Raw genomic sequence first — 20,365 nt, forward strand, 5'->3', positions numbered from 1 at the left:
AAAACCGCTCCATCATATAATGCAGCGGTTTTTGTCATTCTATTTTGTACCAAACAATTCAATCTAGTGCAGATTCATTCGCACCTTGATCACTCTTCGTATTTTGCTCATGATTGATGGCACGTTCGTCATTGATTTTTTTGACAATGGCTGTCACTGATGGATCACTCAAATCAATCGTTCTAATAGGGAATGGTATGTTCACCCCTGCGGTATCTAGGGCTGTCTTAATCTCAACAATGACCTCGTGAATGGAGGCCACTTTATTGGCTTGCGTACCATCTTCGATAAACCAGCGCACCATCAAATCAATCGTGGAATCACCAAAACCAGTTGCTATTACACTCGGCTCTGCTTTTTTCGAGACACTATCAGCCTTATTAAGTGCTTGTATGATCTCCGCTTTTGCCGCCTCGATATCATCTTCGTAGCCAATGCCAACCGCGACTTGTAAACGGCGCTGCTTATACGCGGTATTGACGGTCAATGCTGACGTGTACAAATCAGAATTGGGAATCACCACTTGCCGCCCATCATAAGTCCGGATGGTTGTAGCGCGAATTTTGATGTCCTCAACGGTCCCTTCGTATTCTCCCGACACAATCTGATCGCCGATACGAAACGGCTCTGAGATAAGTAGCAAGATACCTGACAATAAGTTCTGAAAAATATCTTTAAAGGCAAAACCAATCGCCACTGAGCCAATACCAAGTGCGCCAATTAACTTGGCAGGAGTGAATCCTGGTACCGCAATTACCATAGCAATCATCACACCCACAAAGATAATCAGGGCGCCGCCTACACGCTGAAACACCTTCACCAAGTTTTGATGGTGAATGCGACTGCCTAAGACTTTTTGCACCACTTTTTTAAAGATAATCGATAAAAACCAAAAAATCAGGATAACGACGATTGATGCTACAAAATAAGGAATACGTTCAAGAAAGCCAACCACTATCTCATTTGCTGAATTGATGATGCTGTGATATGTCAGCGCCTCAGGTGGTACGGTTTCGACTGCTGTCGAAACATTGGCTGCTGTTTCTGCCTCAGAGGTAGGCATATCAACGTTACTCCCTCGATTTGCTTGGTTCGTTTACTTTGTACTTACTGACTCTATAAAATTGCCATCAACAGCATGGCTCAGTCTGTTTTTATTTTAACGCATCAATTCGGCTTGCACGATCTCAATCCAGTAGCCATCAACGTCTTTGATAAAGGCAATGCCTTTCATCTTGCCATCTTCTGGACGCTTTTTAAACTCGACGTCATTTTTGTCAAACCAAGCCACGGCTTCTTCTAGATTGGGCACGCTAAAGCAGATATGACCAAAACCTTGTGGGTCTTGATTGCCATCATGATAGCTAAAGTCCGCTTGGGTTTCGGTACCATAATTATGGGTCAATTCTAAAATACCGCGCTGACGGAAGGCAAAAATTTCTAAATTATCGCCTGTCGGTAAGTTTTCTCGCTCGCTCTCCGTAAGCTTGGCCAAAAAATATAAATCAAATCCCATCTCAGGGAATTTTTTTAGGGCAAGCAACGTCATACCGAGCACACCCGTATAAAACGCTAAGGATTTTGCAGGGTCTTTGACTCGTAGCATGGTGTGATTGAACGTAAAGCCCGTGGTTTGAGCAGAGATAGCTTGGACGCCGTCGGCCTTGATACTGCTCTCAGGCTGTGCAATGTTTGTTTGATTATTATTGTCGGTCACTGAAGTAGACATAATGGTCATTATCCTAGTTTTTACAGAATATAAAGGTGAAAAACGAGCGAGCCATGTACGTCACGACTCGCTTGACCCTGTCATCATAATAAAAAATAGACAAAAGATTGAGGGGGTTTTGTAAGAAAATACATTTGATAGCGCTAGTATAACGGGAATATTAGCTGTCTAAGAATCTTACTTTTCCTGTCTCTAAGTCATACTCTGCACCAACGACAAGCAATTGACCACTGTTGGTTAAATCCTCTAGCGCTCGCGAACCATGCTTGAGCTGACTGACTGACATGCGGACATTGGCACGAATAGAGCGATCAACCAACTCATCGGCATCAACATCTTGGCCATTGGCAGTCGCCAGTTCGTGCAAGTTGTAAACGCTTGGGCGAATACGATCGACGATGGATTGTAAGTTAGGAGAGTAGTTTTGTTCTGGGTTGATAAGCGCATCTACGCAAGCCGTGACTGCGCCACAATGTGAATGCCCCAATACAACAACCAGCTTTGTACCGAATTTTTCGGCGGCAAATTCAATCGAGCCGATCTGTGAAGGCGCTACTATATTACCCGCAACCCGAATGACAAACAAATCACCCAAACCTTGGTCAAATACAATCTCAACTGGCACTCGTGCATCCGAACAACCCAAAATAATAGCCAATGGGTCTTGGTCTTTGACCAATTCTGGACGTCGCTGCATCAAAACGTCTGTGCTGCTAAGGCTATCAACGTAACGTGCATTACCTTCTTTTAAAAGCTCAAGTGCTTCTTGACCTGTGTTTGGGCGTTTATCATTAGGCATGGGAAATCCTTTGTTATCAGACAATTAAAATAATGTATGGTTCTAATTTTGCTTTAAGATTTATCTCTTAGTATCTTGATGATACGACTTAATAAAGCGTAAAGGCTTACTATATGGCTTAGCCACCAAGTAATTGTATAGCATCAAAAGCCAAAAAATGACAAAAAATTTTGTTTTAATGTCGTTATATAATCGATCTACTATGCAGTAAATACAGCGTCACTGGTATCACTTTTGCGGAGCCTCTTGAATGCGAAGCGCACAGCAAGCAAGGAAAATTGATACCAGTGGACCGTTATCATATTTGCATTTATTGTCTTTAAAACTGTCCTTAGGATTGGCTATACGCTGACAATAATCGCTAATCGTGCAAGAGATACAAATACCATAACGCGCTTTAACCTATCAATACGTGTCAACAACGTTATAAACTAAAAGCGCCATCTCATCGTCGATCGTACGACTTTAACGAACTTGCACTGATTTATATCACGGGTTTGTTATAATACGCAGCAATCAGACGACCACGCTCATGCTCATACCCTTTATCGATATTGCAGCAATCTATGTTAAATATTGCACTGGCATATTGGCGGCTTAGGAACAGATACTATGACCAACTCATCTTTGAACACACACAAAGCCACTGCGCTCGCAGGCGCAAGTCCTGTGCTGTTGCAACTAACTGGTCTCAAAAAAATCTATGACCAAACCGAGGTCTTGACCGATATCAACCTTGATATTAGGCATGGTGAATTTTTGACCTTGCTTGGTCCATCAGGCTGCGGGAAAACCACCTTGCTCCGCTTGATTGCAGGATTTGAGCAACCAAATGCTGGAGCGATATATTTGGATGGTGCGCAGATGGCAGGGTTGCCAGCGGATAAACGACCCGTTAATACGGTGTTTCAACAGTATGCTCTGTTTCCGCATATGACCGTCGCTCAAAACGTGGCCTATGGTCTTAAGCTCAAAAAAGTACCCAAAGATGAGATTCAAACTCGCGTACGTGAAATGCTGGCCATGGTGCAGCTAGAGCACTTGGCCAATCGTAAGCCGCAAGATTTATCAGGTGGTCAGCAACAACGAGTTGCCATTGCACGTGCCGTCATCAATCGCCCCAAACTGCTGTTATTAGATGAGCCTTTGTCCGCACTCGATCATAAGCTACGCCTACAAATGCAATCAGAGTTAAAGCGTTTGCAACGCGAGCTTGGCATTACTTTTGTTTTTGTGACTCATGACCAAGAAGAAGCGCTTTCTATGTCAGATCGCATTGCTGTGATGAAAGACGGTAAGTTTCAACAAATTGGCACACCAATTGAGATTTATGAAACACCGTCCAATTTATTTACTGCCAAATTCATTGGTGAGACCAATCTCTTCAAAGCAGAGGTCAAAGGCGTGTATCCAGACCAGCCTGACCGTGATGGTAAAGTGACCAATGGACGTATCGAGGTCGAGGTCTGCGAGGCACAAGCGCAAGAAGGTCCAACGACCTTGCGCAATTTGCGTCTTCCTGATTTTGCGAATGGGGTGCAAGTGGGCGATATCGTAAACTTGCTACTGCGCCCTGAAGATTTACGGATTTATGACCCTAAAGATCTGACACATACGGGCTTGCTGGGTCACGTCATCGAAAGTAACTATAAAGGCAGTACCTTAGATTCGATTATTGAATTGGCAAATGGTCATGTTATCAAAGCGTCTGAGTTTTTTGATGAAGACGATCCAAGCTTTGATTATAAGTTGAATGAGGCGGTCAAAGTCTCGTGGGTTGATGGCTGGGAATGGGTATTGCCTGACGATCCTAATGCTGAGCAAATAGGTGATGGACAAAACCCAATCGTACAAAAGGATGGCAGCTAATGGCACGTACTAGCTTAGGCAATAAAAGTCCTTTTCGTACGGCGACCCTGTGGCTGATTTGGGGTTGGTTGCTGATTTTTGCATTATTACCCAACATATTGGTCATCGCGGTCAGCTTTTTGACGCGTGACAGCAGTGCATTTATCAGCTTGCCGGTCAGCATTGATAGCTATATCCGTATGATGGATCCGCTCTATTTTGAGGTGTTTGTTCACTCACTATGGATGGCCAGTATCACAACGGTTATTTGTCTCTTGCTGGGTTATCCCTTTGCATGGCTAGTATCCAAGGCAAAAGTGCGCTGGCAGCCTCTGCTCATGATGCTCCTGATTCTGCCGTTTTGGACCAACTCTTTAGTACGGACATATGCCCTCAAATTGCTGTTTGCCAATAACGGTTTGATTAACAAATCCTTGTTGGCCATCGGTGTAATCGATGCACCTATTGATATCTTATATACGCAAGGGGCCGTGATTGCTGGTCTCACCTATTTGCTGTTTCCTTTTATGGTACTGCCCTTGTATGCGGTGTTTACGGATTTGCGCAACGATATGCTGCTCGCCTCACAAGACTTGGGGGCGTCAAAAACGCAGACCTTTTGGCATGTGGTACTGCCTTTGACCACGCCTGGGATTATCTCAGGCGTACTTTTGGTATTGTTACCGGCGATGGGTATGTTCTATGTGGCCGATATTTTGGGCGGTTCACGCAATCTACTGGTTGGTAATATCATCAAAAATCAATTTTTGGATGCGCGCGATTGGCCGTTTGGGGCAGCGGCTAGCGTGCTGCTGACAGTGGCGATGGCGGTGCTACTACTGGCTTATCGTGCCAGCAGTCGCCGTATTGGTAAAACTGACTTTAATGAGGTGGCCTGATGTCGAATAACTCATTACACCACTCGCCTAGTCACACATCTATCAAACACAAACGCTCGTTCAAGATCGGCAGTATGGCGGCAAAAGGCTATCTGGGACTGATTTACGCGTTATTATATTTACCCATCATTGTCTTAGTGGTGATGTCATTCAATAAGTCAAAAATTGGCTATAACTGGGGCGGGTTTAGCTTAAAGTGGTATGAGTCGCTCTTTAACAATCAAGCCATGCTTGACGCTTTTTGGCACTCTATTGTGCTCGGATTGGTTGCTGCAACTGTTTCAACCTTGATTGGAACCTTGACCGCGCTTGCTCTACATCGGTATAAATTCCGTGGTAAAGGCTTACTTAACGGCCTGCTGTTTGTGTTGATGATGTCGCCTGAGATTGTCCTTGCCATCTCCTTATTGGCACTATTTTTATTGATTGGTATGCAGTTGGGCTTTGTCTCACTACTGCTGGCGCACATCACGTTTTGCTTGCCTTTCGTGGTTATCACAGTTTTTGCTCGCTTGAGTAGTTTGGATGAGCGTCTGATGGAAGCAGCACGCGATTTGGGCGCTAGTGAGTCAACGATGGTACGTACTGTACTGATTCCGGTTATTCTACCAGCCGTCATGGCCGGTTGGTTGCTTGCCTTTACTTTATCATTAGATGATGTGGTGGTGTCGACCTTTGTCACAGGCCCTAGCTATGAGATTTTACCCCTACGTATTTACTCGATGGTACGCGTGGGTCTCAAACCAGAAGTCAACGCTATCGGAACGCTGCTGCTTGCTGCTTCTTTAGTGCTGGTCATTATCTCACAGCTATTGTTACGTCGACGCTAACCAATTAAGTAACAGCTATTAACCATAAGCTTTGAGTGAAAGTCAGCGCTATATGGATTATAATGAATACTTCTCATCTTAGTGGTCAGGTTATCTTATGTTAGAGCTCCGCCATCTCAATACTTTAACAGCGCTACGAGCACACGGCTCGCTTGCTGCGGCCGCCGATGAGTTACACGTGACCGCTTCTGCTGTCTCACACCAGCTAAAGGAGCTAGAGAATTATTACGACATCAGCTTGGTGAACCGTCGTACCCGCCCGCTCACTTTTACACCCGCAGGCAAAATGGTATTGGCACTGGCAGACAGTATCATGCCGCAGGTGACTCGTACCAAATCCAATCTGAAACGCTTGGCTCATGGTCAAGCAGGCAGATTGCGCCTCGCGTCTGAGTGTCACAGTTGTTTTGACTGGCTCATGCCGATTCTCAATCATTATCGCCGCGAATGGTCAGATGTAGAGCTGGATTTTGCTACTGGTTTTGAACCTGAGCCGCACCACTTATTGATGGAGGGGGATATTGATTTGCTGATTACCACCAGTGACTTGCCAATAGAAGGTATCAGCTATCAGCCCCTGTTTGAGTATGAAAGCCGCTTGGTACTCTCACCCACCCATGATCTGGCAGCACAAGACCATATTAACCCTGAAGATTTGATTGATGAGATATTGATTGCGTATCCAGTGGAAGCGAAGCGTCTCGATATCATTGCCAAATTTATGACACCCGCGCAAGCAAGCTTTAAGAGTATCCGCACAACGGAATTGACTGCCATGCTTATCCAATTGGTTGCGAGTGAGCGCGGTGTGGCTGCCCTGCCCGATTGGGTAGTGGCCGAATATGAGAAAAAAGGTTGGGTGGTCTCACGAAAACTGGGCGATGGCGTACGTTGCCAGCTTTATGCCGCCACACGTACCGCTAGTCAGGATATTACCTACATGCAAGGATTTGCCAGTTTATTGGCAGGAATCGTAAAGCCAGTTTAATACTCCACTGTTTATTACATTTCTTGGTTATGATATATCGTCCGCTTTCCTACGTTATGATAGGCGCTGGGAGCAATGATGGTTCCCTAGAGAGGGCTTGAACCTTTGGCTATAGGCTAATGGTACCGGTAGTTTTGGTAAATTAGGTCATAGTAGTGTACTTCACAGTAAACATGTAACAAGGGATTCAAGAATAGATATGACCATTTTTTTATTGTGAACTAACTATAATGATTACACGTTATTACAGAGCTTTCAAATTTCAATAACTAATATACCTGTCTTTATCATACATTTTCTTCACTGACTCAGGCGTGATTTCAACAGGATCATCCAAAAATAGACCTATCTCTTCATTAAGTAACCTTTCATCTATTTTTTCTAGATACTTATAATCACCATTTAACGAGTAAACATATTTTTTAAATGATTCAGGAAGGTTTAATTGATAGTTTTTCATATAATATATATGAGATTCGGCCCAACAATATTTGCCATCAGATAAAGAAGCTGTAGGTATTGAGCTAAAACCATTAACAATATCACGCTCACTAAAAACACCGCCACAATAAATACCTTTTTTCATATACTTCACTAGGATTTCCATTTCCTTTTTTTCTAGAGTCCCTATGTGGTCTTTAATTCTTGGATAACGAGATAATATACTCTCTCCCAGGTAATATTCTGAGTCAGGACTTCTAAGTTTGTCAGGTATTTCTTCGTAGTAATGAGGTAATAATTTAAATTTTTTCATTGTGTGAACCGCCCCAAGTATATCGGAGATCCTTTATTTAAGTTAGGCTGCTTGGCTTAACCAATTAAATGCCTTTACTGGTTCGATGCGCTATACAGGTATCGAACTTATTCCCAAAAATTTCCTTAAGGAAAATGAATAATAAATAATAGAAATAAGTTAATTATTCATCATTACTAAACCTCACATAATTATCAATTTTTTTACCTTTGAGGCTGTCCAGTATTTGTTTTATACGATCATTATCATATTGATTGGCATGCTTGTTCTGTTTTCTGGAATAATGCATAAACTCTTCTGGTAAGGACACTTTATAGTTTTTTACTAGATGAGGAACCATCATCGTCCAGAGATAGCAACCATCAGTAAAGACGATAGTTCGAACATTAACTTTACTATCAATGATATCTAGCTCAGGTGATAGAAATTCTATTACTTCTATGCCATTTATCAAATATTCATAAACAGTATCTGCATCAGTATTTGATAGTTTGTTAACTTTAGTTCTTACACTTGGAAATTCTTTTGAATTTATTATGGGGTTGGAAGTACCAATCATTTCTGAGAAAGGGGCTAGTTTTTTCACGTATTACTCTTCCTATTCTGACTACATCAAATCATTGAGAAATGACATATTTTACTTTGAACTCGTTTTTTATCATTTTAAATAATCAGTTTTAAAAGGCATACTCCAATAGAACCAGCTATTTCACCCCTCAAACCTATTAATGAACCACTTAAAATAGACTATATTTCGGTAACTACTTAAAACAGACCACTAATTAAGCAGGTGATATCGATAAAAGCTCAAAGCACGCACTTAAAAAAGTAAAAGCCAATGGCTGTTGCCAATAACGTCAGTCCAACATGCAAACCTATTAATGCCAGCCCTGCCAACAGCCGCCCGTCATGGATAAAGCCAAATACCTCCGCACTGAAAGTACTAAAGGTAGTCAACCCGCCCAAAAACCCAGTAATCACAAACACACGAACGTTATCAGACAGACCACTTCCCATACGCTCAAACCACACCAATGCCAGTCCTATCAGCAGTCCGCCCAAAATATTGGCGCCGAGCGTGCCAAGTGGTATCCAGTTGTGTAGCGCATTAAAACGCGATAACCACGCACGCAAACAAGCACCAAATGCTGCTCCCAAACCAATAGCGAGCCACTGCATAGACTGTTCCTAAATCAAATAACCATTAATAAATGTACGGCCAAATAAAGCAGCTATACGGCCGGTAGCTCGGTCATCGGCCAACGAGGCACACAGCTTACCGCCAAATCATCTGACTGCCCAGCTTGCAAGCGCTCGTAACCTGCATAGGCAATCATCGCGCCATTATCAGTACATAAGGCAGGCGGCGCATAATGAACCGTGGCATTTATTTTAGCCAGCTCAGCTTCTAACGTCTCACGCAAATGCGTATTGGCACTCACACCGCCGGCAATCACCAATCGGCTCATATCTGCTTGCTTGAGCGCTTTGACGCATTTTTTTACCAAGGTATCGACCACGGCATGTTGAAAGCTGGCAGCAATATCGGCACGAACTTGCGGGTCGCTATCAGAGCCGTTGTTTCCTGAGCCGCCTGAGAGTGGCGTATCTTTAATCAGATTATGTACCGCTGTTTTCATACCACTAAAAGAAAAATCCAAGCCGCGATGCAGCATGGGACGCGGTAAGTCGTAGGCATTTGGATTGCCAGTTTCGGCCAATTTGGCGATATTGGGGCCACCTGGGTACGGCAAGCCAAGCATCTTGGCGGCTTTATCAAAGCACTCCCCTGCAGCATCATCTATCGATTCGCCCAATATCTCATAGCGACCCACACCATGAGCAGCGATCAGCAAAGTATGGCCGCCCGACACCAATAACGACACAAAAGGAAATGCTGGCGGATTGGCACCCATCAGCGGTGCAAGCAAGTGCCCCTCCATATGGTGAATACCAATCGCTGGAATATCTAAGCCATACGCCAAGCTACGGCCAAATAAGGCACCTGTCATCAAAGCGCCAATCAATCCAGGCCCTTTGGTATAGGCAATTGCATCGATCTCGTTTTTGCTAATGCCACATTGTGCTAATAACTCATTCAATAAAGGCACAAGCTTACGTATGTGATCACGACTAGCAAGCTCAGGCACCACACCGCCATAAAGCGCATGCAGCTCTATTTGCGAATACAACACTTGACCGAGCAAACCTTGATTGTCACTATCCATTTGCTCACTATCAAAAATCGCAAGTCCCGTCTCATCACACGATGTTTCTAACCCCAATACCTTCATACTTTTGCCTTTATATCGTCTTTTGCCGCGTTTTTTATTTTATGCCATTTGCTAACATCTCAGTAGTAAAAAAATGAGTGTCATCATCACAGTTATTACACCAAACGCGTTTAAAACCGCCGATGACATTTGTGAGCAAGGCATTAATAAAAACGAGCATAAAAAAACCGTCATTGTCAGTCACAATGACGGTCAGTTTAGCAAATTTCAATGGCTGATATACTCTATATATACCGTATCAGCTGACCGACGCCAGCATATAATCAACAGCCGCTTTTACTTGCGCGTCCGTGACACCGTTTACCGCTTGTGCAGGCATTTTATTAAACCCTTTAGCAGAATGAATATAAAGGGTTTCTTTATCCTTGGTCAGACGCGTCGACCAAGCCATCTGGTCACCATATTTGGGCGCATTTAACAATCCTGCGTCATGACACACTTTGCAGTTGGAGTCATATAGAGTCGCGCCTGCATCCGCAGCCAACATTTCAGGCTCAGCTTGCGCTGCCGCTTCTTCAATGACAGGCTTGACAGCAGGCTCTGCGTCAGCTTCAGGTATAGCAGTGTCGGGTTCAGCGGTCGGTGATGCTTCTGTCACCTCAGCGGTAGCGACAGAGTCACTCACCGCGGTCGAGTCTTCAGCAGGCTGATCACTACCGTCATTACCACTATCACTGCTACAGGCACTAAGTAGCAGTAGCGCGCTTATACCGACAGCAGATAAAGTAAGTATGTGTGTACCCGATTTCTGTCTCATGCTGACATCTCTATTCGATCATTCATATTGGCTACTGCTTATCATAATGTTGGCTTATGCCACGCTTATCTAACATACGCATCTAGCGCTTATTGAGGAGCCGCGTCAGTTGTTGCCGTTTCAGTAGTAGCAGCGGTATCAGCACTATCTGTAGCAGCACCAGCGTCCGTACCAGTCATGGCTGCATCTGTGCTGTCAGTAGCAGTCGCGGTATCAGCTGTTCCTGTTTCTATCGTGGCCATATCTGTAGTTGCCGTGCCTGCTGCCGCATCCCCTTCAGCTGCTGGCATTGGCGCTGCGGCTTCTGGGAAATCCATCTTTTCGGCTTCAGGCGCCTTTGCACGAGCCATTTCAGCTGCTTCATCTACGCGATCTATTGCTAATACTTCATGTGACTCATGTTCACCTTCTTTGTCACTACTACAAGCACTCACAACAAAACCAAGCGTGACAACAAGAGTGGTGCTTAGTGCCGTATTCAGTACAGATTGTCTCATTCCAACATCCTCAATAAAATGCATATAAAACGGTTGATATGCTGACTACTATTTGCAAATATCATAGCATAAAGTCTAGACAAACCGTTATAGACAGTAGGGTTTTTTATTATTGCTCTATCAGGCGACCCACCATCCTTTTCCGTTATTTTTCGTGCATTTGCAAGCCATACTCTAGAAGTTTCATACCTCTCATACACCGTTATGATTGTCGCAATCTTCTCCTGCAACTGAATGATAAATAGGGATTAATCCATTAAAATCATTGACTTTGTTGATATTTTTGATTAAAATACGTGCCCTTGCACCAATGCGCAAGATTGTCCTAGTTTGAGCTGATGCCTGTAATCTTGAGATATTACGGCTAAATACTAATACACAGCCAAACTAATGCCCTTATATCTCATCCTAATCGAGGAGTCTTCATGCCTGCAGTTAAGGTTAAAGAAAACGAACCAGTTGATATTGCTATCCGTCGTTTCAAGCGTGCTTGTGAAAAAGCTGGCGTATTATCAGACGTACGTAAGCGTGAGTTTTATGAAAAACCAACGCAAGTACGTAAGCGTAAAAAAGCAGCTGCTGTAAAGCGTTATAAGAAAAAGTTACAACGCGAAACTATTCGTACCACTCGTATGTACTAATCAATACTCTGATTAGTTAAGTACAAGCGCTACACTAACGCCACTGTTATCCATCGATATCAGTGGCGTTTTTTATGCTACAATTTTTGTTATTATTGCTTATATCATTTTGCTTAAAAACCGCATCAGCAGGCGTTTAGCCAAATATTCACAAATAGCATGTATCAAATAAAATTTAACGTACAAGGATAATAACAGTGAGCCAACTTAAACAGACGTTATCAGACACAATCAAAACTTCTATGAAAGCTCGTGAGCTTGAGCGTGTTAAAGTTTTGCGCAATGTGCAAGCCGTCATCAAGCAAATTGAGATTGACCGTCAAACAGAGCTTGACGATGCACAAGTATTAGAGGTGCTACAAAAACAGCTCAAGCAACGTCAAGAGTCGCTGAATATTTTTACAGAAAACAGTCGTGATGATTTGGCGGCCAAAGAGCAGTTTGAGATTGATATCATCAATGAGTTTATGCCAAAACAAATGACTGATGACGAGATCAGTGCTTTAGTCAATGCCGAAATCGCTGAACAAGGTGCCACATCAATGCGTGATATGGGCAGTGTCATGGGCGTATTGAAGAATAAAACGGCTGGTCGTGCGGATCCAGCTTTGATCTCAAAACTGGTAAAAGACGCACTCCAAGGGTAGAGCAATAGACAGTCTACAATAAACCAAGACGTTCACAACCTACCCTAAAGACAGTACGGTTCATAAATATAGTGCTATTCATAAAGAGAAAGTACTATGAAAATGACCGCCTAAGGCTCAAAGTCTTTGGCGGTTTTTATGGCTTTGAGCTCGGCATTTATATTGGCGAGTAACGGGCGTGCGCTATTGGCTTGAGGCGTATTTTGCAAGTTTTCCGCCAGTTGTTTGGCTTGTGTGAGCGACGTGAGGGCGCGCTCGTAGCGACCGCTCCATAGTTGGTCATGGCTGCGATAGCGTAACGCGTTGATGGTAGCGATACTGGCAAGCTCTGGCGAGGTTGTGGTTTTGGCAAGTTTTTCATTGGCCAACTGTAGGCTTTGCCAAGCAAAACGATCGCTTGGCTGCTGCTGCGTCAATGGTTTGAGTAATGCTTGAGCCTTCATAGGCTCATTACTATTGGTCAGCGCTTCTGCGAGATACAGGCGTAAATCACGACGCTCAGGATATAAACGCTGCTGGCTCTCCAAAATGTCAGCGGCCTGTGTCCATTTGTCTTGTTCACTTAAAATTTGGCTCTGGGTAATGGATAGCAAAGGCTCTAAGGCTTGACGCTGCACCGCTGGCAATGCGTTGATGCTCGCCAATACCTCATTGGCATCTTGAAAGCGTTGTTGTTCACCATACCAATGCATTAGTGCCAACTTCGCACCCACACTATTTTTAGCAGCCGTACTTAATTCTGTCTCAGAAGCATGCTTACCCGTACTTTTTACGCGCCAGTAGAGCAAATCAAACAAGGTCTGATAGCGCTGCTGCTGTTTCAATGATAAAGAAGGATAACTCTGCGCGCGACTCTGTGCCTCACTCAAACGCTCATTACTGAGCGGATGCGATTGAACAAAACTGGGTAAAAACCGATTTTCGACTTGGTTGAGCTGACTTTGTTGATTCATGGTGGCAAAAAACCGTGGCATGGCTCTTGGGTCATAGCCAGCTTGGGTCATGATTTGCATGCCTACACGATCGGCTTCACGCTCGTTGCTACGACTAAACGCCATGCTGCTATTCATTGTAGCCGTTTGACTGCCCATCATGACTGCCGCAGCTGCATCGCCATCGACCGCTGATGCTGCAATAGCAGCCAGCATACCGCCCAGCTGCATGAGTATGGCCTTTCTGCGTTCATCTGCCCCACTCTCATAATGATGTTGGCTAATGTGAGCGACCTCATGAGCCACCACACTAGCAAGCTCATCCATACTATCGGCAGCCAATATCGTCCCAGTATTGAGACCAATGACGCCTCCTGGTGCTGCAAAAGCGTTGATGCTTGGACTATCAATAATCACCACAGCCATTGGCGCTTGCTGCCGCGCTTGCGCATTCAAACGCCACGTCATGTCTTTTACCGTTTCTTGAATCCAAGGATCGTGCTCCATCTTGATTTGACTATTGGCTTTTCGTAGTGACCATTCACCGAGCAATTTATTTTGATATTGCTCATCAAAACTCAAACCCTGTCCACGTAAGCTCGGTAAACTTAACTCTTTTGGGTCAGTGGTGCTCCATGAATTATAAGCAAATGATGATGCTTGGTTATTACCGCTGTTACTCATATCATTATTACTAATGACATTATTGATATCGCTACTATTGGCGCTCGTCGCTACCAACAATACTGAGGACACACCAAACCTGATAGCGCTTGATACTGCCATAGACAGACGGGTTTTTTGTCGATTGTATAAAGGCGATGTGGTTTTTAGCAAGCCTTTGGTAATCGTATATGTATTGAAAAAATTCATGGTTGCTCCACCAAGTATCGACTGTCTATCAGCTCGGGACAAGTACGCATCCTATGCAAGTGAAAGATGTTTTTCGACTATACGAGTTTGCCTATGTTAGGTCAATTCTCATATGCATTTAACTACCAATCACTTAGCGGCGCGTCACTATTGTGAAACATGACTGTGTAATTCTAATGAACCGAATATTGTGTTGATAATATTCAACTGCAATTGCGCATCGGCTCTTTGGTATAATAGCAATAGGGTCAGACTGCTGGTTGATTAGTGCTAATACTTCAATGCGCTATAACAACTGGTATCAGACAGTGATATGGTTACTATAAACATTGCCGTCCTAAACCCCAAATACTGCTCATAATCATAGTAACACATACCAACTGATTGATATTTATAAGGTTTAGTTTATGTCCACTGATAGTCAGTTATCCACCACGAACGCGCTACCCTCTATCAGCTTGGCAGCCACTTTGTCTGACGCTGACGAGCAAAAGGTCAATGGCCTACTATCATTGTTACAGGCAGAGACTAATACGCCAAGCCATGACGCGGACGTAAACCAACAGACTATCGTTATCAAGCGCTTTGTCGATGGCCGAGGACTTGCCTGTCCGATGCCATTACTAAAGACTAAGGTGGGACTGCGCGATGTTGTAAATGGCGAATCTTTATATGTAGTCGCCACTGATGCCAACTCACAAGCAGACATCACCGCTTTTTGTCGTCAAAGCCAGCAATCGAATACAGAAAACCCGTTATTATTAACTGTGAATAAGTACACTAATGAGCCGCCGACTGATGGCTCTTTAACCCAGCATTTCGATACAATATATCACTTCATCATTACCAAAACTGATAGCAACTAAACGTTGCTATCCTTTACAATTAGAACTATAAAGATTTTTATCTGACTATTTGTGTAACTATCTAATCAAGGTCAAGAATATGGCTAATACTACTACTGATGCTGCAAAAACGAGTAAAAAAGACAGCGCAGCACCCATAAAAAATGACGCACGTGACGCCGCGTTAAAAGCCGCTGCCCAGCGACCCCCTTATGATGCGAGCGCGCTTGGCGATACCAGTACTCGCGATTTAGTACCGGCGATGCCGACTCATTTGTCAGCGCCTGGCGTCAACTTGGGTGCTTATATTAATACTGTGCATCAAATCCCAATTTTGACCCCGTTACAAGAACAGGAATTGGCGCATCGCTATTACGATGAAGGTGATGTGGAAGCTGCGCGACTGCTAGTTATGTCGCATTTGCGTTTTGTGATTCATATTGCCCGTAGCTATTCAGGGTATGGCTTGCCGCAAGCAGATTTGATTCAAGAAGGTAATTTGGGACTCATGAAGGCGGTCAAGCGCTTTGACCCAAATAAAGGCGTGCGTCTGGTTTCTTTTGCTGTCCATTGGATCAAAGCTGAAATTCATGAATTCGTCATTCGTAACTGGCGCATTGTTAAAGTTGCGACGACCAAAGCGCATCGCAAACTGTTCTTTAACCTTCGTAGCCTCAAAAAAACCAACAATCAACTGACGTTGGAAGAAGCGGACGCGATTGCTGCTGACTTGAATGTCACGCGTAAGCAAGTGCTCGAAATGGAATCTCGCCTTACTTCTTACGATGCATCGTTTGAAGCACAATCGAGTGATGATGACGATGGCCGCTATGCACCGCAGCTTTTCTTAGAAGATGGTATTGATCCTGCTGAACAGTTAGAAGAAGAAGACTGGGAAGAAAACAATTCATCCGCCTTAATAGCAGCGATGGGCACATTGGATGATCGTTCGCGTGATATCGTCGAGCAGCGCTGGCTCTCTGAGCAAAAATCTACTTTGCATGAGTTGGCAGCGGTCTACTCCATCTCGGCAGAGCGGGTACGCCAAATCGAGAAAAACGCTATGGATAAAATTCGTGACGCGATGACCATCGATAGTGTTATCTTGCCAGAAGACATTCAGTAGCAAGGAGCAGTCATCGCTAGGTTTGGACAATAACTGTCGATGACTGTGGCGGTTAACGACCTTTTGAGCTGTATACATCGAATATATTGATATGCTATTAACGGCTTTTAGATAATATGAGTGTTGCCATGATAAATTGGATAGGTATTGCTGCAATCAATATGGCGATAGCAGTCGCTCTAGGCGCCTTTGGCGCTCACGGGTTAAAAAGCTTGGTCAGTGCTCAGCAGCTTGAATGGTGGCATACGGCAACCTTATATCTATTTGTCCATGCACTTGGTTTGCTACTCGTGGGTTTATTAATCCAATTAAAATATATCTCTCATACCACAGCGTGGTTATTACAGATTGGCGTTATTATATTTGCTGGTAGTTTGTATGCCATGACGCTGGGTGCACCGCGCTGGTTTGGTGCCGTCACCCCTATCGGTGGTATTTTGATGATTGCAGGTTGGCTATGGCTTGCCGTATCGGCTTTTCGTTTGGGTCATGCCAGCAGTTAACTGCCGCCAACCATTTAAGCAGTTAATCGATTCGCTATCAGGTCAAGTCGATGGTAAGAACGGATTGGCAATAAGGATTACCAAATTATCAAGGAGAACGTTGTATGAGCAATATCAGTGTGAATGGCAAACACTTACAAACCACGCATCAGACCGTGCAATTGGTCATCAATGAGCTTGGATTGAGTCAAGGACGTTATGCGGTAGAAGTCGATGGTGAGCTTATCCCCAAAAGCGAGCTGACCCAATTACATATCGTTGAAGGTATGAATATCGAAGTCGTCCAAGCAGTCGGTGGTGGCTAATCACTGGATCAAGCTCATACATCGCCTTAAGCCACGAATATATTATTTATTGTAGAGTCTATTTGCTGAATAAGTGTTCTGCACGACTATTGATTGAACAGTATTATGAGTGAATAACATTAATCAGAAGCCATATTAATCAAAAGTCACTAATAAAAAAAGACCTCAACGTATTTTACGTTTGAGGTCTTTTGTAGATATTGGGGTCTGGAAAACTAAAATGACACGGGGTTTTATATACTTATTATACTATTAACCCACACTCATTTGATATTCCCAAACCTCAATATAATCAGACGGCTGGTTCAGCATCAGCAACGGTCAGATCTTCATAACGATGATCGCGCCCTGCTCCTTGAGTCTTCTTACGTTCTTGACGCGTTTTATACTTACGCACCTGTCTATCAAGTTTGTCGGCCATTTCATTAATAGCTTTGTACATATCATCTTCACAGGCTTGGACAAACATTTCTTGACCTGAGACTCGCATAATCGCTTCAGCTTTATGGCTTTTTTGACCGCCATCACTCGCGCCGCTATTGTCTAAAGATAAGATCACTTGAATACTTTGTATCTGATCAAAGTGTCGTTCAACTTTTACAAGCTTTTCGCGAACCGCTGTGTCCATAGCTTCGGTAACACTGATATGGTGACCACTGATAGAAACATTCATATTATTGTCCTTTTATTATTACTTGCATTGTTACTTTTAATCAACAGATGAGCCAGCGTTCTTGCCTTTGTCATCCTGCCTTACCAACAATAACCTAAACATTTGGAATATAAGAAAGACGTCTCCTTTCGTCATGCTTTCTTTATTACTGTAGAACAATGATTAGCGATTCATTGTTGGTATGGCTCTAATTTGTCATGAAACTGAAATAGTAGCAAGACGCTAAGTTGTAATTAAATGTAAAAAACGCTGTTGTTTCATAAATGTTTCTATATAATCAAAAAATTTTATTTTTTATATTTGACGGGCTTATCAATAGATATAGGACAAATTGGCTTATAATTCATTACCTTATCAGCATTAATATTTCTGTTTACGCTGGGTAGATGAGCCAATATTCATCGCTTCACGATACTTGGCCACTGTTCTTCTGGCTATATCAATGCCCTCTGCCAATAAACAATCTTTTATGCGACTGTCTGATAAGGGCTTTTTGGGGTCTTCATCGGTGATCATTTTTTTGATCATTGCACTGATGGCAGTCGATGAGATGTCACCGTCTGCACTGCTGACATGAGATGAAAAGAAATGCTTGAGGGAGAATAATCCTTGCGACGTCAAAATGGTTTTACTGGTGGTCAAACGTGAGACCGTGGATTCGTGTAAATCCACTTCTTCTGCAATGGCTTTTAAGATAAGGGGCTGCATTGCCGTCGCGCCGTATTGCAAGAAATCTTGTTGATAACGAACGATGCTGGTTGCGACTTTGAGTAGGTTTTGATTTCGCTCTTCGATACTGCGAATGAACAACCTGGCGTCAGTAAGGTGTTCACGTAGATATTGATTGTCTGGGCTATCATCGCCGCGTTTGACCAGATTGGCATACTCTTGATTGACTTGTAGTTTTGGCAACGTATCAGGGTTGAGGCGCACATGCCAGCCCGCTTCTTGAGCCTCTGAGTCGCCATTACTATCGCGGCGGCGAATGGGCGTGACCAACACATCAGGAATATCATAACTGTCAGTCGAGCGAGTATAGTCTGGCTGATTACTCTGAAATAACAGGCCTGGCGAGGGGTTTAGTGTGCGTAGTAGATTGAGCGCAGGTGTGATGTCTTTAGGTGCAAGACCAGTGCGTTCAGTGAGTGCTTTGATATTATTGCTGACCAAATGCTCACTAGCCAATAATAGCGCGTGTGCTTCTTTTAGATATGGCGTATTTGTATCGAGTTTGGACAACTGAATCGCCAGACATTCATTCAGATGGCGCGCACCCACACCCAATGGATCGCAAGATTGGATGACGCGCAGCACCGCCATGACTTCGTCATACTCAACCCGCTCATCCCACTGATAGAAGTTTGCCATGGTATCAAAGCTTTGCAATAGCTCATCGATATCCAGCCGAATAAACCCCATGTCATCCATAGAATCCATCAGATACGTGGCAATTAGAGTGTCCACTTCTGACAGTCGCTTAAAATTAAGCTGCCAGCGTACGTGGTCTTGAATGGTGGCAGAAGTGCCGCCTTGATAACTATCAAAGTCCTCATCACCTTTGCTGTTACTAGAATTCTTAGTTGCAGATGCATAGTTACTGTTGTCGAAATTATTCGTGTCAAAAAGGCTATCGCCATCCGCCGCATAATTATCGATGGCACCGTCATCAATACTGGCTTGCTGTAACTTATCTAAGCTGTCGCTAAATTCATCACTGTAGTCAGAATCATAGTCAAACTTCGACTCATTACCATCATAATCTTCACCAAAAGAATCCGCGCCAGTGCTTTGGTTCCAACTGTCTAGTGTCAATGAGGTGTCTGACTCATTGACACTATCGTCAGTACCATACTCGTATTCGTCTTCTTCAATCCGCTCAAGCAAAGGGTTGCTGTCCAGCTTGATCTGCACCTCTTGCGCCAGCTCAAGACTAGAGAGTTGCAGCAACTTGATGGCTTGCTGCATCTGCGGTGTCAGTTTTTGTGAGGTATTCAGCGTGGTTGCCAATCCGAACGACATATTCATGGGTGGCTTATTACACTCCGATGGTGGTGATAGTCTATATATGTTGCCAATTCAGGCAGAGGTTTAACGATCTTAGGACACGACGATAGCATTTTTTGCTGCGATTTTGCTATGATAATTTATGGTCTACCCAGATATAGTCAGTTCATTTAAAGACACAAATGCTATTAAGCACAATTTTTTATAGCTGCTGGCAAGCAAAATATACGACCAATGAAAAGAGCTTATCTTGTCAAAATACTATTTGAAATACCCTTTTGCTACTTTGAAAATACCATGCATTTGTTATGTATCTTTTATCATCATTGATTATTTTTTTACTTTGGCAGTGGTTAAATACTAAGCAATGTAAATATATTCAAAAACTCAAGCGCTTGATAAAAAACGATGGGGCTTATAC

Annotated in this window: 22 protein-coding genes; 10 read left to right on the plus strand and 12 right to left on the minus strand. The window is 43.5% G+C overall.

Going from position 1 to position 20,365, the window contains the following annotated elements; genetic code table 11:
• Positions 1-58: 58 nt before the first annotated feature.
• From FW759_RS06915 to FW759_RS06925, 3 genes are all read right to left on the minus strand, one after another.
• Positions 59-1,063: a mechanosensitive ion channel family protein gene (locus tag FW759_RS06915; RefSeq protein ID WP_446442541.1), complete on the minus strand. Its 1,005-nt coding sequence runs from the start codon at positions 1,061-1,063 to the stop codon at positions 59-61.
• Between the two features lie 96 nt (positions 1,064-1,159).
• Entirely contained in the window at positions 1,160-1,729 is a 570-nt protein-coding gene (gene gloA / locus FW759_RS06920; protein WP_446442542.1) for a lactoylglutathione lyase, read from the minus strand.
• Between the two features lie 160 nt (positions 1,730-1,889).
• Positions 1,890-2,528, minus strand: a complete 639-nt coding sequence (locus tag FW759_RS06925; RefSeq protein ID WP_062843684.1) for a carbonic anhydrase — start codon at positions 2,526-2,528, stop codon at positions 1,890-1,892.
• 612 nt (positions 2,529-3,140) lie between these two features.
• Between FW759_RS06925 and potA the strand changes: the two genes are divergently transcribed.
• The 4 genes from potA (at position 3,141) to FW759_RS06945 (ending at position 7,093) form a co-directional block, all read left to right on the plus strand.
• Positions 3,141-4,397 (plus strand): spermidine/putrescine ABC transporter ATP-binding protein PotA, encoded by a 1,257-nt coding sequence (gene potA, locus FW759_RS06930; RefSeq protein WP_446442543.1) that lies wholly within the window; start codon positions 3,141-3,143, stop codon positions 4,395-4,397.
• Positions 4,397-5,275: a spermidine/putrescine ABC transporter permease PotB gene (gene potB, locus FW759_RS06935; RefSeq protein ID WP_443571636.1), complete on the plus strand. Its 879-nt coding sequence runs from the start codon at positions 4,397-4,399 to the stop codon at positions 5,273-5,275. Before potA ends, potB begins: the two co-directional genes overlap by 1 nt.
• On the plus strand, positions 5,275-6,105 hold the full coding sequence (potC, locus tag FW759_RS06940; protein ID WP_084387216.1) for a spermidine/putrescine ABC transporter permease PotC: 831 nt from the start codon (positions 5,275-5,277) through the stop codon (positions 6,103-6,105). Before potB ends, potC begins: the two co-directional genes overlap by 1 nt.
• A 97-nt stretch (positions 6,106-6,202) precedes the next feature.
• Positions 6,203-7,093, plus strand: coding sequence for a LysR family transcriptional regulator (locus FW759_RS06945; RefSeq protein WP_446442544.1), 891 nt, complete (start codon positions 6,203-6,205; stop codon positions 7,091-7,093).
• A 262-nt stretch (positions 7,094-7,355) separates the two neighbouring features.
• On the opposite strand, the gene FW759_RS06950 is transcribed toward FW759_RS06945, so the two are convergent.
• The 6 genes from FW759_RS06950 to FW759_RS06975 all read right to left on the minus strand — a co-directional run bounded on the left by FW759_RS06950 (position 7,356) and on the right by FW759_RS06975 (position 11,395).
• On the minus strand, positions 7,356-7,847 hold the full coding sequence (locus FW759_RS06950; protein ID WP_446442545.1) for a hypothetical protein: 492 nt from the start codon (positions 7,845-7,847) through the stop codon (positions 7,356-7,358).
• 163 nt (positions 7,848-8,010) lie between these two features.
• Positions 8,011-8,433, minus strand: coding sequence for a hypothetical protein (locus FW759_RS06955; RefSeq protein WP_446442546.1), 423 nt, complete (start codon positions 8,431-8,433; stop codon positions 8,011-8,013).
• Between the two features lie 221 nt (positions 8,434-8,654).
• On the minus strand, positions 8,655-9,026 hold the full coding sequence (crcB, locus tag FW759_RS06960) for a fluoride efflux transporter CrcB (RefSeq protein WP_446442547.1): 372 nt from the start codon (positions 9,024-9,026) through the stop codon (positions 8,655-8,657).
• 53 nt (positions 9,027-9,079) lie between these two features.
• Positions 9,080-10,141: a tRNA (adenosine(37)-N6)-threonylcarbamoyltransferase complex transferase subunit TsaD gene (gene tsaD / locus FW759_RS06965; protein WP_446442548.1), complete on the minus strand. Its 1,062-nt coding sequence runs from the start codon at positions 10,139-10,141 to the stop codon at positions 9,080-9,082.
• A 238-nt stretch (positions 10,142-10,379) separates the two neighbouring features.
• Positions 10,380-10,898: a c-type cytochrome gene (locus tag FW759_RS06970; protein ID WP_446442549.1), complete on the minus strand. Its 519-nt coding sequence runs from the start codon at positions 10,896-10,898 to the stop codon at positions 10,380-10,382.
• A gap of 89 nt (positions 10,899-10,987) precedes the next feature.
• A complete protein-coding gene (locus tag FW759_RS06975; RefSeq protein WP_446442550.1) occupies positions 10,988-11,395 on the minus strand; it encodes a hypothetical protein in 408 nt (135 codons plus the stop codon).
• Between the two features lie 425 nt (positions 11,396-11,820).
• On the opposite strand from FW759_RS06975, the gene rpsU reads away from it, so the two are divergent.
• Together rpsU and FW759_RS06985 are read left to right on the plus strand one after the other, a co-directional pair.
• Positions 11,821-12,036: a 30S ribosomal protein S21 gene (gene rpsU / locus FW759_RS06980; protein WP_010195908.1), complete on the plus strand. Its 216-nt coding sequence runs from the start codon at positions 11,821-11,823 to the stop codon at positions 12,034-12,036.
• A 197-nt stretch (positions 12,037-12,233) separates the two neighbouring features.
• Positions 12,234-12,683: a GatB/YqeY domain-containing protein gene (locus FW759_RS06985; RefSeq protein WP_446442551.1), complete on the plus strand. Its 450-nt coding sequence runs from the start codon at positions 12,234-12,236 to the stop codon at positions 12,681-12,683.
• Between the two features lie 110 nt (positions 12,684-12,793).
• On the opposite strand, the gene FW759_RS06990 is transcribed toward FW759_RS06985, so the two are convergent.
• Positions 12,794-14,488 (minus strand): M48 family metalloprotease, encoded by a 1,695-nt coding sequence (locus FW759_RS06990; protein WP_446442552.1) that lies wholly within the window; start codon positions 14,486-14,488, stop codon positions 12,794-12,796.
• A 407-nt stretch (positions 14,489-14,895) separates the two neighbouring features.
• Here FW759_RS06990 and FW759_RS06995 point away from each other — a divergent pair, with 407 nt between their 5' ends.
• The 4 genes from FW759_RS06995 to thiS all read left to right on the plus strand — a co-directional run bounded on the left by FW759_RS06995 (position 14,896) and on the right by thiS (position 17,267).
• Entirely contained in the window at positions 14,896-15,354 is a 459-nt protein-coding gene (locus tag FW759_RS06995; RefSeq protein ID WP_446442553.1) for a sulfurtransferase TusA family protein, read from the plus strand.
• 241 nt (positions 15,355-15,595) lie between these two features.
• On the plus strand, positions 15,596-16,459 hold the full coding sequence (rpoH, locus tag FW759_RS07000; RefSeq protein ID WP_208855365.1) for an RNA polymerase sigma factor RpoH: 864 nt from the start codon (positions 15,596-15,598) through the stop codon (positions 16,457-16,459).
• 128 nt (positions 16,460-16,587) lie between these two features.
• On the plus strand, positions 16,588-16,962 hold the full coding sequence (locus FW759_RS07005) for a DUF423 domain-containing protein (protein WP_446442554.1): 375 nt from the start codon (positions 16,588-16,590) through the stop codon (positions 16,960-16,962).
• Between the two features lie 104 nt (positions 16,963-17,066).
• Positions 17,067-17,267: a sulfur carrier protein ThiS gene (gene thiS / locus FW759_RS07010; protein ID WP_062843669.1), complete on the plus strand. Its 201-nt coding sequence runs from the start codon at positions 17,067-17,069 to the stop codon at positions 17,265-17,267.
• Between the two features lie 292 nt (positions 17,268-17,559).
• On the opposite strand, the gene hpf is transcribed toward thiS, so the two are convergent.
• Together hpf and rpoN are read right to left on the minus strand one after the other, a co-directional pair.
• On the minus strand, positions 17,560-17,940 hold the full coding sequence (hpf, locus tag FW759_RS07015; protein WP_062843668.1) for a ribosome hibernation-promoting factor, HPF/YfiA family: 381 nt from the start codon (positions 17,938-17,940) through the stop codon (positions 17,560-17,562).
• 360 nt (positions 17,941-18,300) lie between these two features.
• Positions 18,301-19,965, minus strand: coding sequence for an RNA polymerase factor sigma-54 (gene rpoN / locus FW759_RS07020; RefSeq protein WP_446442555.1), 1,665 nt, complete (start codon positions 19,963-19,965; stop codon positions 18,301-18,303).
• Between the last annotated feature and the right edge of the window lie 400 nt (positions 19,966-20,365).

The sequence above is a fragment of the Psychrobacter sp. 1176_08 genome (assembly GCF_052850615.1).

What these genes read in the sequence shown, in the direction of transcription:
- potB (WP_443571636.1), top strand. Translation starts at nt 4,397, where the DNA reads ATGGCACGTACTAGCTTAGGCAATAAAAGTCCTTTTCGTACGGCGACC.
- tsaD (WP_446442548.1), bottom strand. Translation starts at nt 10,141, where the DNA reads ATGAAGGTATTGGGGTTAGAAACATCGTGTGATGAGACGGGACTTGCG.
- rpoH (WP_208855365.1), top strand. Translation starts at nt 15,596, where the DNA reads ATGCCGACTCATTTGTCAGCGCCTGGCGTCAACTTGGGTGCTTATATT.
- hpf (WP_062843668.1), bottom strand. Translation starts at nt 17,940, where the DNA reads ATGAATGTTTCTATCAGTGGTCACCATATCAGTGTTACCGAAGCTATG.
- crcB (WP_446442547.1), bottom strand. Translation starts at nt 9,026, where the DNA reads ATGCAGTGGCTCGCTATTGGTTTGGGAGCAGCATTTGGTGCTTGTTTG.
- FW759_RS06990 (WP_446442552.1), bottom strand. Translation starts at nt 14,488, where the DNA reads ATGAATTTTTTCAATACATATACGATTACCAAAGGCTTGCTAAAAACC.
- FW759_RS07005 (WP_446442554.1), top strand. Translation starts at nt 16,588, where the DNA reads ATGATAAATTGGATAGGTATTGCTGCAATCAATATGGCGATAGCAGTC.
- FW759_RS06995 (WP_446442553.1), top strand. Translation starts at nt 14,896, where the DNA reads ATGTCCACTGATAGTCAGTTATCCACCACGAACGCGCTACCCTCTATC.
- FW759_RS06950 (WP_446442545.1), bottom strand. Translation starts at nt 7,847, where the DNA reads ATGAAAAAATTTAAATTATTACCTCATTACTACGAAGAAATACCTGAC.
- FW759_RS06970 (WP_446442549.1), bottom strand. Translation starts at nt 10,898, where the DNA reads ATGAGACAGAAATCGGGTACACACATACTTACTTTATCTGCTGTCGGT.
- rpsU (WP_010195908.1), top strand. Translation starts at nt 11,821, where the DNA reads ATGCCTGCAGTTAAGGTTAAAGAAAACGAACCAGTTGATATTGCTATC.
- rpoN (WP_446442555.1), bottom strand. Translation starts at nt 19,965, where the DNA reads ATGAATATGTCGTTCGGATTGGCAACCACGCTGAATACCTCACAAAAA.
- thiS (WP_062843669.1), top strand. Translation starts at nt 17,067, where the DNA reads ATGAGCAATATCAGTGTGAATGGCAAACACTTACAAACCACGCATCAG.
- potA (WP_446442543.1), top strand. Translation starts at nt 3,141, where the DNA reads ATGACCAACTCATCTTTGAACACACACAAAGCCACTGCGCTCGCAGGC.
- FW759_RS06945 (WP_446442544.1), top strand. Translation starts at nt 6,203, where the DNA reads ATGTTAGAGCTCCGCCATCTCAATACTTTAACAGCGCTACGAGCACAC.
- FW759_RS06915 (WP_446442541.1), bottom strand. Translation starts at nt 1,063, where the DNA reads ATGCCTACCTCTGAGGCAGAAACAGCAGCCAATGTTTCGACAGCAGTC.
- FW759_RS06925 (WP_062843684.1), bottom strand. Translation starts at nt 2,528, where the DNA reads ATGCCTAATGATAAACGCCCAAACACAGGTCAAGAAGCACTTGAGCTT.
- gloA (WP_446442542.1), bottom strand. Translation starts at nt 1,729, where the DNA reads ATGTCTACTTCAGTGACCGACAATAATAATCAAACAAACATTGCACAG.
- potC (WP_084387216.1), top strand. Translation starts at nt 5,275, where the DNA reads ATGTCGAATAACTCATTACACCACTCGCCTAGTCACACATCTATCAAA.
- FW759_RS06975 (WP_446442550.1), bottom strand. Translation starts at nt 11,395, where the DNA reads ATGAGACAATCTGTACTGAATACGGCACTAAGCACCACTCTTGTTGTC.